The organism is Polaribacter sp. R2A056_3_33, from assembly GCF_019278485.1.
GTDB lineage: Bacteria > Bacteroidota > Bacteroidia > Flavobacteriales > Flavobacteriaceae > Polaribacter.
Genome location: NZ_CP058984.1, coordinates 3,757,427 through 3,771,669, shown reverse-complemented (window position 1 = coordinate 3,771,669; position 14,243 = coordinate 3,757,427). Strand labels below are relative to the sequence as shown.

Sequence of the window (14,243 nt, the reverse complement as noted above, 5' to 3'; positions counted from 1 at the left end):
TTATTGTTTTTTAGGAGAAATATCTGACTTTGGTAATTTAATTTCTTCTTTCTTTTTCGTATTCTTTTTTGGACTAAGAAGGTCAGAAATATTTTCGACTTTATCTTCTGTTTTAGTAGGGATTGTATCTTTATTGTCTTTTATAAAAATGTCTTCCATCTTTTTAGGTTGTTCATCTTCACGCCAAATAAAACCTTTTAGCTCTCTAACATCATCTGGTAATTTAGAAGGAGGATAGGTATTACCATCAGATTTTTTTAAATACTTTATAGTTTCAATCTGCCCACTGTCTAAGGTGAATTCTATGTTACTAGATATTTCTTTTGTAATGGTTTCTAATACATTTGTCTCTTCATTTCTATTAAAATAAACAGATTCTGCATTACCTTTTACCAAAAGCAAGTGCAGTTTATTTTCCTTAAACTTCCCAAACATATTTCTACCTTTTATTTGGTTAAAGTCTTTGTTAGAAACAGAATCTTTAGAGACAATAAATGAGTTGTTTAAAACTTTTAAAGAGTCTAATTTTTCGGTTTCTACGTTAGATATTAAGTGGATTGTATCTCCTGTAATTTGATTTTGATCTGACCAAATTACAGGGTTTTTAAACATTTTTGTCAAACCTGTTTCTTGGTTTGTATGTATGGAGTCACATTTTCCTTGTAAATCCGATTTAAAAATTTTTACATTGTGATAAGTTCTTACAACCCTTTTATCAGGTTTACCGGTAACTAAAAGAGTATCTCCATGAATAAACATAGAATCTTTATCAATAATAGAAATGGCAACAGCTTTTTTAATAATATACAGCGAATCTTTAAATTCAAATATTTCTGCGTAATTTCCTTTGGTTATAAAGTTTTGAACCGTGTCTATTACCTGGATATTATTCGTTGCAGAAGCAAACCCTTTTCTCTTATCATAATACAAACTATCACCTTCTATAGTTCTTTCTTTTAGATAGAGTTTTGCATTTTTAACAAAATGAGAAACATCTGTTTTGGTATTATAGAATCCTTTTTCACAATAAATTCTATTATCATTTTTTGTATTTGTAATGGTAGTTGGGCCATACAAGTAGGTAAGTCCGGAATTGGTATAATAATCTAAATGATCAGATTCTAGGTGATTTTCTGGGTTTACAACAGTAACTCTTGTAGTTGCAGTAAACTTTTTATCTTCTAAATAAAAGTTTCCATTTTTACTTTTTAAGGTATTTGTTTCGTCTTTTATAGTAGCGTAACTTTTATAATACAGTTTTTGATTTAGTCTGTCAAAATGCAATGTATCTGTAGTTAAAGTCATTGTTGGGTCTTTTAAAACTACATTTCCCCAAGAAACTGCCTGCTTAGAATTAGCATCGTAATCTGCATAACTACTTGTTTGTGTAATGGTGTCACCTTGTTTAATTAGCACATTTCCAATAGCTTTAAAGAAGTTCTTGTCCTTATAGTACAATGCTTGTTGACTTGTTAAAATAATTCCGTCGTGAATCATTTTAACATTACCAATTAATAATGTTGCTCCAGGATATTTTTCCTCATCAGCTTCTTGCTGTTCTGCATAATATTCAATTTTTCTGTTTTCTTGCGAAAAAGAAATGGCCGATGAAATAACAAGAAGTAAAAAAAGTATTCTTTTCAAGATGATGAATTTTACGCAAAAATAATGAAAAGATAATGGCTAAGTATTAAAGAAAAGTAAAAATTAGTTGAAATAAATCTATGAAAGTATAGTTAAAGATTGTTCTAACCTTTTAGCTTTTGGAAACAATATATTATTCTCTATATGAATATGATTATTTAATAATTCTTCAAACTGCTGCAGTTTTAAGTATAAAACTTTAAAAGAAATACATGCATTTTCTGGAATTTTGTAATTATTAGTTAATTTAGCTATTTTTTTAAAGGTTTTACTCACCTTTTCATGATCATCTTCTATGATATCAATAGGTATGTTTAAGGGAGAGTTACTTGTATTAGTCACTATTTTTTTAGTATTCGCATCAATAAGCTTCTTAATATAAGGGAAAATAATACGTTCTTCATTTTTCATATGCTCAAGAATGTTATCTGCAACTTTTAATATTAACAGATTAATTTCTATAAGCTCCTTATATTCTTCTCCATAAATAGCTGCTACTTTTTCTCCATATTCCTTTAGTAGCAATATATTTTCTTCTTTGTATTCATGTTGAATATTCACTAAAAAGTCAATTAAAAAATCTAATTTCCAAGAATTATAATCTTTTAAATAGTAAACCTTATTATTTACCGACTTTAAATCTTTTAGAATTTGTTTTAAATTGGTGTTTTTTTCTTCACAAGCCTGACTAAGTAACATGTTTCCATGAATACTAAAGTCTATTTTATATTTTTTAAAAACGGAGGCAGTATTTATGTTCTCAATAACTATTGTTGCAACACTTTTATTCATTAGATCCTTCACAATGATAGGCTTTGAATTCTTAACAAATATGCTCTTATTATTAGGGATAAAAAATGACTTTTGTCACTTTTTTACATAATTATAGATATTTGTATTAAAACGATATCATTTTCGGATAAGTACATGTTAAATGATGAATAAAAATCATTTATTCATAACGTTAAAATGAAATTTTTTGGACTTACTATTGAGATAAAACAACTTTTACCTTCAATAAAAGTTTAAGATGATGTAATTTGCGCTAAAATTATTTTAAAATGAAATCACCTTTTTATTTAACAAAAGAAGAAATGAAATCTTATGGTTATAAGATTGTAGATATTATAGTAGACCATTACAAAGAAGAAGAAAATAAAAAGCCAGTAATTAAGGCTTCTAGAGAAGAAATGGACTCATTATTTTTAAGTGAAGCTCCAGATGATGCTACCGATGCAAATGAAGTATTAGATTTTGTGGTGAATAATGTGCTACCAAATAGTAATATATCTACCCATCCGAAATCTTTTTCTTTTGTACCTGGGCCAAGTAATTTTATTAGTACTATGGCAGATTCTTTAGCAACAGGTTTTAATATCTTTTCTGGTGGATGGATTGTTTCCCCTGCGGCTGCAGAGTTAGAAATAGTAACTTTAAATTGGTTGCTAAAAATGTTTCATTTCCCTGTTACTAAAGGTGGCGGAATTTTTACAAGTGGTGGTTCTATGGCTAATTTAACAGCCTTAACTACTGCTAGAAGAATAAAGTGTGGTGATGATTTTTCTAAAGGTATTATCTATTTATCTGACCAAGCACATTCTTCTAACATTAAGGCAATTCAGGTTTTAGGGTTTAAAAAAGAACAAATTAAAATAATTCCGACAGATTCTGAATTTAAGTTTAGCATGAATAAACTTAAAAATGAAATAGCAAGGGATCAGTTAGAAGGTAAAAAACCATTTTGTATTATTGCATCCGCAGGTACTACGAATACAGGTACCGTAGATCCTTTAGACGATTTAGCAGACATCTGTGAAAAAGAAAATCTTTGGTTTCATATAGATGGTGCTTATGGTGCTGCTGCAATTTTATCTAAAAAAGGGAGTAGAATTTTACGCGGAATAGAACGTGCAGATTCTTTAACAGTGGATCCTCATAAATGGTTTTTTCAACCGTACGAGATTGGTTGTCTACTAGTAAAAGATGCCTCTTGGTTAAGTAATACATTTAGTGAAAAACCAGAATATTTAAGGGATATTGAAGGGAATGAGTCTGAAATTAATTTTTATGATTACGGGATTCAATTAACAAGAAGGTTTAGAGCTTTAAAGTTTTACATGTCTATAAAAACGTATGGTTTAAATGCATTTAAGAAAGCCATTACCTATAATATAGATTTGGCTGATAAAACTGAAGATATCTTAAGAAAAAGTAAAAACTGGGAAATTGTTTCTCCGGCTACTTTAGCAATTATTAACTTTAGATATAACCCGTTAAATAAAGATTTAACAGAAAAAGAAGTAGATACATTAAACCAAGAAATTTCTACGAGAGTGGTAGATTCTAGAGAAGCCTTTTTAGTAACCACTGTTTTACAAAATCAAGTGGTTATTAGAATGTGTTTAATAAACCCTAAAACAACTTTAAAGCATGTTACAGACACTTTAGACCAATGTGAAGTATTTGCTAAACAGATTCTTTTAGATTGGAAAAAGTAGGTTTTATATTGGTAATAAATATTCCCAAAACACCAATTGGCATCAATACAGAAATCAGTACTAATATTGTATAATAATTATTGATAATAGATAATTGCTGCCAATTGCAAAAACCTTTATAAAATATTAAAATTTCAGAAAAAAGAAATCCTATTAAGTAGATGCTTATCCAAACTTTGGGTAATTTTAATAGTTTGTTTTGATGTAAAAAAAAGAAGATACTCAAACTTATTACCCCTAAAAAAACGAGGTGTAAATACCCTATTACAAAGTCTTTAATTTGATAAGATAATTCTACAAAATAAGGAATTACCGTTATAGATTGCATTAAAGTTTTTAGAGTAAAAAACACCAAAACAAAGCAGATTAAATTAAAGAAAAAACGAGTTGTTTTCTGTTTTAAAACAAATTTATGGCTCTTTATTATTTGATATAAATAGTTTAAAGAAAAGAGTTGGATAAATACACCTAATATAGCTATTAAATAGATAGTTACGTGTGGTTTAATCCATAAAAAAGATAGTGGTAAAGTTAGTATACATCCCCATAGCATCAATTTATAAAAGGAACCAACTTTTTTTTTAGAAATAACGCAGCGATGCTTTTCTAAAAGTGAAAAAAACAACCCTAATAAACAGAATATAAACCATCCATTATATTGAAAATGTAAATAGAAATAAATGGCATTTTTATACCAATGAGATGTACTACCTAAAGTGTTCATGATAATTCCTAATGACCAAGGGCCAATACTAGAAATAATCATAAAAACTAGTGAGGTACTTATAAATTTTAAAGCATAACTGTCTTTCTCTAAATGATTATTTTTTCTAAAAAACGCAAAAAACCAATAAGAACAAATTATAAATAACGTAGAAAAAATAATAGAAAATAAAGCATAGCCAGTTATTGGGAAACTAATAAGCATTCCTACAATTGTAATCTGAGTGCACAAAAATAGTGTTGTATATTTTTTTTTAGCATCCTCATTTATATACAAGTAAAATAATAAGCTAGTTAATCCAATATATACCCAACCCAAAAGTGCTACATGAGAGTGGGTGTGTACAAAAAATTTATAATCAATATTTATATCAATAATAGGAAAAAGACGTAATAGAATACCTAAAGAAGAAGCGATTAAAAAATACAAAAGTGCCACAAAACTTTGTGTTTTGGCTTTTATCATTATTATAACGTATTTATAATATTATTATTTTTTACATATTCAATAGACATTTCTAAGATGGTTTTCTTTTTTAATTTAGAAATTAATTTATCTTTAAATGGTGCATATAAATGATGAACAACGCAAGGATTTTCGGAGCTACATTCTGATTGTCCTAAATAACATTCATTAAATTTTTCTACACCATCAATACAATCGATAATATCAAATAAGGAGTTTTTTTCATTAGCTTGTGTTAAATAAAACCCTCCATGAGGACCTTTTACAGAGCTTATAATATTTTTTTTAGTTAATTCTTGTAAAGTTTTAGCTAGAAAAGGAGCTGGCATCATTAAATCATTCGCAACCTTTTTAGAGCCAATTTTATTGTCTACACTCGCTTTTTCTGTAAGATATAGAACTGCTCTAATGGCATATTTACTTGAATTTGATAACATTTTATTTTTTTTGTAAAAATATAAAGATAAAACTATCTTTTAGTATGATAAATATCATTTATTTTTTTAATCAAGATTAATAATTTTGCTTCACAATAAAAGATTAAAGGGTCTTTTATTATAACTAAACCTAAAAAATCAAAAAAATGAAATTATTAAAAGCAGTGTGCATACTATTTGCAGGAAGTTTACTACTAGTTAATTGTAAAAGTGAACCAAAAGAAGAATTAGCTAAAGCAGATAGTTCTACAATTTATATAAAAGGAACTATGGAAGCAGAATTGACTTCTCCACCTTTTGTGCCAGCTCCAATAGGAAATAGAACAGCAAAAAAATTATTGGTAAATATGGAAATTCTAGAAAAAGAAGGAACCATGACAGATGGAGTACAATATGTTTATTGGACTTTTGGAGGTACAGTACCTGGAAGTTTTATAAGAACTAGAGTAGGAGATGAAATAGAATTTACTTTATCTAATCATCCAGACAATAAATTACCTCATAATATAGATATGCATGCTGTGACGGGCCCTGGTGGTGGAGCAGAATCATCATTTGTAGCTCCAGGACATGAAAAAACGTTTTCTTTTAAAGCTTTAAATCCTGGTTTGTTTGTGTATCACTGTGCTACAGCACCAGTTGGAATGCACATTGCAAATGGAATGTATGGTTTAATTTTGGTAGAACCAGAAGGAGGTTTACCTAAAGTAGACAAGGAATATTACATTATGCAAGGTGATTTTTATACGAAAGGAGCTACTGATGAAAAAGGCTTACAACCTTTTGATATGACAAAAGCAATTAAAGAAGATGCAGATTATGTTGTTTTTAACGGTAAGGTTGGATCATTAACTGGTGATAACGCTATTACTGCAAATGTTGGTGAAACGGTTCGTTTGTTTGTTGGTAACGGTGGTCCAAACTTAACTTCATCTTTTCATGTTATTGGAGAAATTTTTGATAATGTGCATGTAGAAGGAGGAGATTTAATTAATACAAACGTACAAACCACGTCTATTCCTGCTGGTGGTGCAGCAATTGTAGATTTTAAAGTAGAAGTTCCTGGAACATTTATTTTGGTTGATCATGCAATTTTTAGAGCTTTTAATAAAGGAGCATTAGGAATGTTGAAAGTGTCTGGTGAAGAAAATAAAAAATTATATTCTGGAGTAAAACAAGAAGGAATTTATCACCCAGAGGGTGGAACAATTCAAACCATGCCAGTAGATAAAAATAAAAAAGAAGTTGCGGTTACTACAGAAAAACCTTTAGCTAAAAAAATAGCAGATGGTAAACAAGTGTATATGACTACTTGTTTTGCTTGCCACCAAGCGGAAGGGCAAGGAATACCAAATGCATTTCCTCCATTGGCAAAATCAGATTATTTAAATGCAGATGTTAATAGAGCTATTGGTATTGTTTTGCATGGTAAAACAGGAGAAATTACTGTTAATGGTAAAAAATATAATAGTGTAATGACAAGACAAACATTAACGGAAGGGGAAGTTGCAGATGTTATGACCTATGTATATAATTCTTGGGGTAATAATAAAACCAATGTTACCATTAAGAATGTACAAGATGTAAAAAATAATTAATAATAATTTCAATTCAATTTCTATGAAAACTATTTTAAGATTGACAATTTGTTTCATCCTCCTAAATATAACTTATGCAAGTTGTCAATCTAAAATGGTACCAATTAAAGGAGGAGCTTACATCCCATTATACGGTAGAGATTCTATGAAAGTTGAAATAGATAACTTTTTAATGGATGTATATCCGGTTACAAATAAAGAGTATGTGGCTTTTGTAAAAAAGTATCCAAAATGGCAGAAAAGTAAAGTTATAAAATTATTTGCGGATGCAAGCTATTTACGTGATTGGAAATCGGATACTCTTTTAGGAGAAAACAAAAAAGAAAACTCTCCAATTACTCAAGTATCTTGGTTTGCAGCAAAAGATTATTGCGAATGTCAGGGAAAAAGATTGCCATCTGTAGATGAATGGGAATATGTAGCCATGGCAAATAAAAAAATACCAGATGCTAGAAAACAAAAAGAGTACAATGCTTTTATTTTAAGTTGGTACGAAAAACCAAAGACCTTCAATCAAACTATAGGGTCTACTTTTAAAAATTATTGGCAAGTATTTGACTTACATGGTTTAGTTTGGGAATGGACTTCAGATTTTAATTCTGTATTAATTACAGGTGAATCTAGAAAAGATGTAGATACAGATAGTAATCTGTTTTGTGGAAGCGCTGCTGTAAATGCAACAGATTTAATGAATTATGCTGCTTTTATGAGGTATGCAATTAGAGGGAGTTTAAAAGCAAAATATACCATGAAAAACCTAGGTTTTAGATGTGTAAAAGATGATAAAAAATAGCAACATGAAAACACTTAAATATCTTATAGTATTAATTATTACAGTTACTTCATTAAGTTCTTGTAATACATCTATTTCTAAAGAAAGTAGTAAGGTAGAATACCAATGTCCTATGAAATGTGAAGGAGATAAAGTTTATTTAGAACAAGGCGCTTGTCTTGTTTGCAAAATGGATTTAAAACCAACATCTAAAATAGTGAAAAAAGTTTTGTCTACGATGATTTCTGATGAGTCTATTTTTAACTTAACTTCTAAATGGAATACGCAAAATGGTACTGAAATTCAGTTAAAAGAGTTAAAAGGTAAAACTTTGGTTATGGTAATGATTTATACAACTTGTAAAGCTGCTTGCCCTAGGTTAACAGCTGATATGAGAAATATAGATGCTAAAATTCCATCCGAATTAAAGGAAGGTGTAGAATTTGTTTTGGTAAGTATAGATCCAGAGAATGATACGCCAGAGAGGTTAAAAGAATTTGCAGAAGAGAATTTTCTTACAGATAAAAATTGGACCTTATTACAAGGTACAGAAAGTGGTGTTAGAGAATTTGCAAATGTACTAGCGGTAAAATACAAACAAATTTCTCCTTTAGATTTTTCTCATTCTAACATTATAAGTGTTTTTAACCCGAATGGAGAATTAGTACATCAGCAAGAAGGTTTAGGTGTTGATAATAAAGAAACGATTACAAAAATTATAGAAACTATTAAAACATATTAAAATGAAAATCACAAAAGATAATACAGTAGCAGAAGTAGTAACTTATAATATTAAAACGGCAGATGTGTTTAAAAAACACGGTATAGATTTTTGTTGTGGAGGCGGAATTAGCATAGAAAAAGCGTGTAAAAAACACAATGTTTCTTTTGAAGAAATGGAAAAAGAACTACTAGATATAAATACCCCAAGTACTAATGCATACAATTATGATAGCTGGAAGCTAGATTTTCTGGTAGATCATATTATAAACATTCATCATGCTTATGTAGAAGAAAATACCCCTATAGTATTGCAATATGCAGTTAAAGTTGCAAAAGTTCATGGGCATCATTATACAGAAGTTATAGAAATTAACAGACTTTTTAATTTGGTTGCACAAGAATTATCGGCTCATTTAAAAAAGGAAGAACTTATTTTATTCCCTTTTATTAAAAAGTTAGTAAACGCAGATAAAGAAGGTGTAAAAGTAAATCAACCTCATTTTGGAACCGTAAATAATCCAATAGCAATGATGGAAGATGAACATGAAAGTGCAGGTGATATTCTAAAGGAAATTAAACAACTTTCTAATAATTATACACCACCAGAAGGAGCTTGTAATACGTTTAAAGCGTTGTATGCTAAGTTAGATGAGTTTGAGCAAGACTTACATCAACATATACATTTAGAAAATAATATTTTGTTTCCTAAAGCCATTCTTTTAGAGAAAAAAAATAAACAATAAGAATATTTTATTCTTAAGAGACAGTGTAAAAAACTGAGTGTTATTTATTTAATGCTTAGTTTTTTTTATTTCTAATGATATTAATCATGTTTTGTAGAAGCAAATAAATATAAATTGCAAGCTTAATTAAATTTAGTTAAACATTTAAATTAAACAATGAAAAACTCACATTCATTTCACATTCCTGTTATGGGAATTGGTTTTACTATAGATTCTCCTTTAAAAGTAGCACAATTTGGTATTGATTCTGTTATTTCTTTAGTGGATGATATTTTAGTAGAAAAAATGCGAAAAATTTACAGCGAAAAATTTGAAATACCATATAAAGAAATTTCAGATAAAGTTGATGATTTTAGAGCAAAGAGAATTACTTCTTATTTAGATTTATTACACGACCAAACAGAAGAAAAGTTCAATCAATTAAAGAATATTACATCAGAAAAAAGTAAAGTATTAATGGATTATATTCACATGTTACCAGAATATTCTTCACTAAAAAAAGACTTTTTAAAGTTAACTGAAGAAGGAGTCGACTTTTCTAAGATAAAAGATTGGGCAAATAAGAATTTATCAATGGGTAGTATTGATGTTAATATTATGACCAAAATTGATAAAGGAAATTATGTAGATAAAGAGTTATTACCAATAGAATACAACGATGCACATGCTGCGTTAAGAGGGTATTCTAATAGTAAACTATCTTCGTCTTTAATTCTTTCTGCAGGTATGAATCCAAGGTTATATACCTACATGAGTAATTTTGATGATTTTTTTCCAGATGTAAACGGAAACATTAAAAAGAAAATTATTTTAAAAGTTAGTGATTATCGATCTGCTTTTATTCAAGGAAAGTTTTTGGCTAAAAAAGGATTATGGGTTTCTGAATATAGAGTAGAATCTGGATTAAATTGTGGTGGACATGCTTTTGCAACTGATGGTTTTTTAATGGGACCTGTTTTAAAGGAATTTAAAGAAAATAAGGAGACTTTAATAAGTCAAACGCAAGAACTAATGCAGCAAGCTTTAAAAGATGCAGACCGTATAATTCCTACCAAAGAATTAGAACTTAAAATAACAACGCAAGGTGGTGTTGGTACTGGTGAAGAGCATTCTTTTTTATTAGAAGAATATCAATTAGATTCTGTAGGGTGGGGAAGTCCATTTTTATTGGTTCCGGAAGCAACAAGTGTCGATGAGAAAACGGTAGCACAATTAGCAGAAGCCAAAGAACAGGATTTGTATTTAAGTAACAGTTCTCCTTTGGGAGTTCCTTTTAACACTCTAAAAGGAAATACAAAAGATGTGCAAAGACAAATGCTTATCGATAAAGGAAGACCAGGTACTTCTTGCCCTAATAAATTTATCGCTTTAAATCATGAATTTAAAGATACAGGTTTGTGTACGGCATCTAGAGAGTATCAGCATTTAAAACTGAAAGAAATTGATGCTTTAGAAATTTCATCAGAAGAAAAAGAAGAAAGAGTAAATAAAGTCACCGAAAAATCTTGTATTTGTGTTGGTTTAGGTACATCAACTTTACTTTTAAATAATATAAGTACAAAGAAAGTAGGAGACGGAGTTTCTGTTTGTCCTGGACCTAATATGGCATATTATGATAAAATAATGAGTTTGTGTGATATTACAGACCATATTTATGGTAGAAAAAACATGCTAACTAGAACAGATAGACCAAATGTTTTTGTAAAAGAACTATCTCTTTATATTACTCATTTACAGGATAAAGTAAATGAAGCAAAAACTACAATTGATAAAAAACAATTGAGAACTTTAACGAAGTTTAAAAAGAATTTAGAAGCCGGAATTGAGTACTATAATGAATTATTTTTAGCGAAAAAAGATGCTTTTAAAAATAGTAAAGAAACACTTTTAAATTCCCTTAAAATTGAACAACAAAAACTTGTTTTAATAGGTCTAGAAATAGAGAATTTATAAGGAACAATATATAACATGAAAAAGCCTCTTTTAATATTAAAAGAGGCTTTTTTATGTATATAAAGAATTATGTACTGTTTGTTTTTAAATAATTACTGTTTTTATAAAAGATAAAAAAGTCTTTTAAATGTGATAATAGTCATGTTTTTTAGCAGTCTACTTTTTTAAATTTGTTTGGAGTAATACAAATCAACTAGCAGGAAAAAGTATTATAAAAAATAATATCGATAGAAAAAATAACAATTAACCTTTTAAATAAAACAAAAATGAAATTAAGAAATTTAATCGCCTTATTTGCAGTACTATTATTAATTAGTTGTGGAAAAGAAGAAAAAAAGAAATCTACAGATGACATACCTACTAAAAAAGCAGCTGTTAAAAAAGCTCCTGAAAAAGCTAAAAAAACTAAAGTAGTAGAAAAAGAAGAAATAGCTATAGATTTAAATAACAAAGGAATTGGCCCTGTAAAGACTGTAACTTTAAAAGAAACTATTGATAAAAATATGGTTGCAGATGGTAAATTATTATTTAAAAACAAATGTTCATCTTGTCATAAAGTAAATAGAAAATTTATAGGCCCAAGTATGGAAGGAGTTATAGCAAGACGTTCTCCTGAATGGATTATGAATATGATTTTAAACCCTGAAGAAATGGTTAAAAAGGATCCAATTGCAAAAGCTTTATTAGTTCAATTTAAAGGATCTCCAATGGCTAATCAACATTTAACAGAAGAAGAAAGTAGAGCAGTTTTAGAGTATTTTAGAACGCTATAATCGATTGTTAATCAAACTCTAATTAAGCTTAAAATAAAGATTTAAAGATTTTTAAAATTAATAAACAGCAGCATAAATAATAAAAGCATCTTTCAAATAAATGAAAGATGCTTTTTAAGTTTATAGAATAAAAATTTTCTCTTAAGAAATTTCTCTAGTAATTGTTTGTTTTCTATCTGGTCCAACAGAAACGATAGATACAGGAACTCCAGTTTCTTTTTCAATAAAAGCAACATAATCCATTAAATTCTTTGGTAATTGATCTGCAGAAGTCATTTTAGTTAAATCTTCATCCCAACCTTTAAACTCAGAATAGTTTACAGAAACATTTTCTGGTTCTATGTTGTATGGTAAATGACTAATTTCTTCTCCTTTATAGTTATAAGAAGTACACACTTTTAAAGTATCAAATCCAGATAAAACATCACCTTTCATCATCATTAATTGTGTAACACCATTAACGTCTACAGCATATTTTAAGGCTACTAAATCTAACCAACCACAACGTCTTGCTCTACCTGTTGTTGCTCCAAATTCATGACCAATTCTTGCCATGTCTTCACCATCTTTATCAAATAATTCAGTTGGAAAAGGTCCAGAACCAACACGAGTAGTATATGCTTTAAAGATTCCAAAAACTTCACCAATTCTATTTGGCGCAACTCCTAAACCTGTACAAGCACCTGCTGCAGTAGTGTTAGAAGAAGTAACAAAAGGATATGTACCAAAGTCAATATCTAATAAAGAACCTTGCGCTCCTTCTGCTAAAATTGTTTTTTTGTCTTTTATAGCTTGGTTTAAAAACTCTTCACTATCAATAAAAGCTAAAGTTCTTAATTTATCAATTCCTTTAATAAATTCTGCTTCTAATTCTTTTAAATCATATTCAACCTGAACATCAAAGAATTCTAGCATTTTAATGTGCTTTTCAGTTAAAGCATCATATTTTTCTTTCCAGTTGTTTAACTCTAAATCTCCAACTCTCATTCCGTTTCTACCGGTTTTGTCCATATAAGTTGGACCAATACCTTTTAATGTAGAACCAATTTTAGCTTTACCTTTAGAAGTTTCTGAAGCTGCATCCAATAACCTATGTGTAGGTAAGATTAAGTGTGCTTTTCTAGAAATTAACAATTTAGAAGTATAATCTATATTGTGTTTGTCTAGATTTTCTAATTCTTTTTTAAAGATTACAGGGTCAATAACAACACCGTTTCCAACAACGTTTAAAGCTGTTTTGTGGAAAATTCCAGAAGGAATTGTGTGTAAAACATGTTTATGTCCATCAAAAATTAAAGTGTGTCCTGCATTTGGTCCACCTTGAAAACGTGCAATGATATCATAGTTTCTTGTAAGTACGTCTACAATTTTACCTTTTCCTTCATCTCCCCATTGTAATCCTAGTAATAAATCTACAGCCATTATAGTTGTGTTAATTGTTGTTTATTTTGTTATGTTGTTAATTAAGATTTGTTCTTTTTTGTTCCATAAAAATAAAGTGAATGATTATGAATATCAATATCAAAAACTTCTTCTATGGTTTTTTTTATAATTTGAATTCGTGGATCACAAAATTCTTTTACTTCTCCAGAATCTGTAAAAATAACGTGGTCATGATTTTTATCGAAATAACTTTTCTCATAACGTGCCATCGATTGTCCGTCAAACTGATGTTTTCTAACCAAACCGCAATCTAAAAGCAAGTCTATTGTATTATAAAGTGTAGCTCTACTAACTCTATAATTTTTATTTTTCATTTTTATATATAGAGATTCTATATCAAAATGCTCTTCAGCCGCATATATTTCTTGGAGAATAGCATAGCGTTCTGGAGTTTTTCTATGCTTATTTTCGCCTAAGTATGTGGTGAAAACTTTTTTTACTACTTCTTGATTTTCAAGAGAACTACTCAT

At 28.8% G+C, this 14,243-nt stretch carries 13 protein-coding genes; 7 read left to right on the top strand and 6 right to left on the bottom strand.

Annotated features, from left to right (window positions below):
* On the bottom strand, nt 1-1,644 hold the full coding sequence (locus H0I29_RS15890; RefSeq protein ID WP_254712651.1) for an OstA-like protein: 1,644 nt from the start codon (nt 1,642-1,644) through the stop codon (nt 1-3).
* A 78-nt stretch (nt 1,645-1,722) separates the two neighbouring features.
* The gene (locus H0I29_RS15885; RefSeq protein WP_218753282.1) at nt 1,723-2,436 is read right to left on the bottom strand and encodes a DUF542 domain-containing protein; all 714 of its coding nucleotides are present in this window, start codon (nt 2,434-2,436) and stop codon (nt 1,723-1,725) included.
* 269 nt (nt 2,437-2,705) lie between these two features.
* Between H0I29_RS15885 and H0I29_RS15880 the strand changes: the two genes are divergently transcribed.
* The gene (locus tag H0I29_RS15880) at nt 2,706-4,142 is read left to right on the top strand and encodes an aspartate aminotransferase family protein (RefSeq protein ID WP_218730505.1); all 1,437 of its coding nucleotides are present in this window, start codon (nt 2,706-2,708) and stop codon (nt 4,140-4,142) included.
* Here H0I29_RS15880 and H0I29_RS15875 read toward each other — a convergent pair.
* Both H0I29_RS15875 and H0I29_RS15870 read right to left on the bottom strand, forming a co-directional pair.
* Nucleotides 4,111-5,331 carry a hypothetical protein gene (locus tag H0I29_RS15875; protein ID WP_218753280.1) on the bottom strand — a complete coding sequence of 407 codons (1,221 nt, stop codon included), beginning with the start codon at nt 5,329-5,331 and terminating at the stop codon, nt 4,111-4,113. The genes H0I29_RS15880 and H0I29_RS15875 overlap by 32 nt on opposite strands.
* 2 nt (nt 5,332-5,333) lie before the next feature.
* Nucleotides 5,334-5,768, bottom strand: a complete 435-nt coding sequence (locus tag H0I29_RS15870; RefSeq protein ID WP_218730503.1) for an Rrf2 family transcriptional regulator — start codon at nt 5,766-5,768, stop codon at nt 5,334-5,336.
* A gap of 146 nt (nt 5,769-5,914) precedes the next feature.
* Here H0I29_RS15870 and nirK point away from each other — a divergent pair, with 146 nt between their 5' ends.
* The 6 genes from nirK (at nt 5,915) to H0I29_RS15840 (ending at nt 12,330) form a co-directional block, all read left to right on the top strand.
* Nucleotides 5,915-7,366, top strand: a complete 1,452-nt coding sequence (gene nirK / locus H0I29_RS15865; RefSeq protein WP_218753278.1) for a copper-containing nitrite reductase — start codon at nt 5,915-5,917, stop codon at nt 7,364-7,366.
* A 22-nt stretch (nt 7,367-7,388) separates the two neighbouring features.
* A complete protein-coding gene (locus H0I29_RS15860; RefSeq protein WP_254712650.1) occupies nt 7,389-8,159 on the top strand; it encodes a formylglycine-generating enzyme family protein in 771 nt (256 codons plus the stop codon).
* A gap of 169 nt (nt 8,160-8,328) precedes the next feature.
* Nucleotides 8,329-8,880 carry an SCO family protein gene (locus H0I29_RS15855; protein ID WP_254712755.1) on the top strand — a complete coding sequence of 184 codons (552 nt, stop codon included), beginning with the start codon at nt 8,329-8,331 and terminating at the stop codon, nt 8,878-8,880.
* A 1-nt stretch (nt 8,881) separates the two neighbouring features.
* Nucleotides 8,882-9,604: an iron-sulfur cluster repair di-iron protein gene (gene ric / locus H0I29_RS15850; RefSeq protein WP_218753272.1), complete on the top strand. Its 723-nt coding sequence runs from the start codon at nt 8,882-8,884 to the stop codon at nt 9,602-9,604.
* A gap of 156 nt (nt 9,605-9,760) precedes the next feature.
* A complete protein-coding gene (locus tag H0I29_RS15845) occupies nt 9,761-11,557 on the top strand; it encodes a hypothetical protein (protein WP_218753270.1) in 1,797 nt (598 codons plus the stop codon).
* 266 nt (nt 11,558-11,823) lie between these two features.
* Nucleotides 11,824-12,330 (top strand): cytochrome c family protein, encoded by a 507-nt coding sequence (locus H0I29_RS15840; protein WP_218730497.1) that lies wholly within the window; start codon nt 11,824-11,826, stop codon nt 12,328-12,330.
* Between the two features lie 141 nt (nt 12,331-12,471).
* Here H0I29_RS15840 and H0I29_RS15835 read toward each other — a convergent pair whose 3' ends face one another.
* Nucleotides 12,472-13,752, bottom strand: a complete 1,281-nt coding sequence (locus H0I29_RS15835; RefSeq protein ID WP_218730496.1) for an adenylosuccinate synthase — start codon at nt 13,750-13,752, stop codon at nt 12,472-12,474.
* Between the two features lie 41 nt (nt 13,753-13,793).
* Nucleotides 13,794-14,243 (bottom strand): Fur family transcriptional regulator, encoded by a 450-nt coding sequence (locus tag H0I29_RS15830; protein ID WP_165734070.1) that lies wholly within the window; start codon nt 14,241-14,243, stop codon nt 13,794-13,796.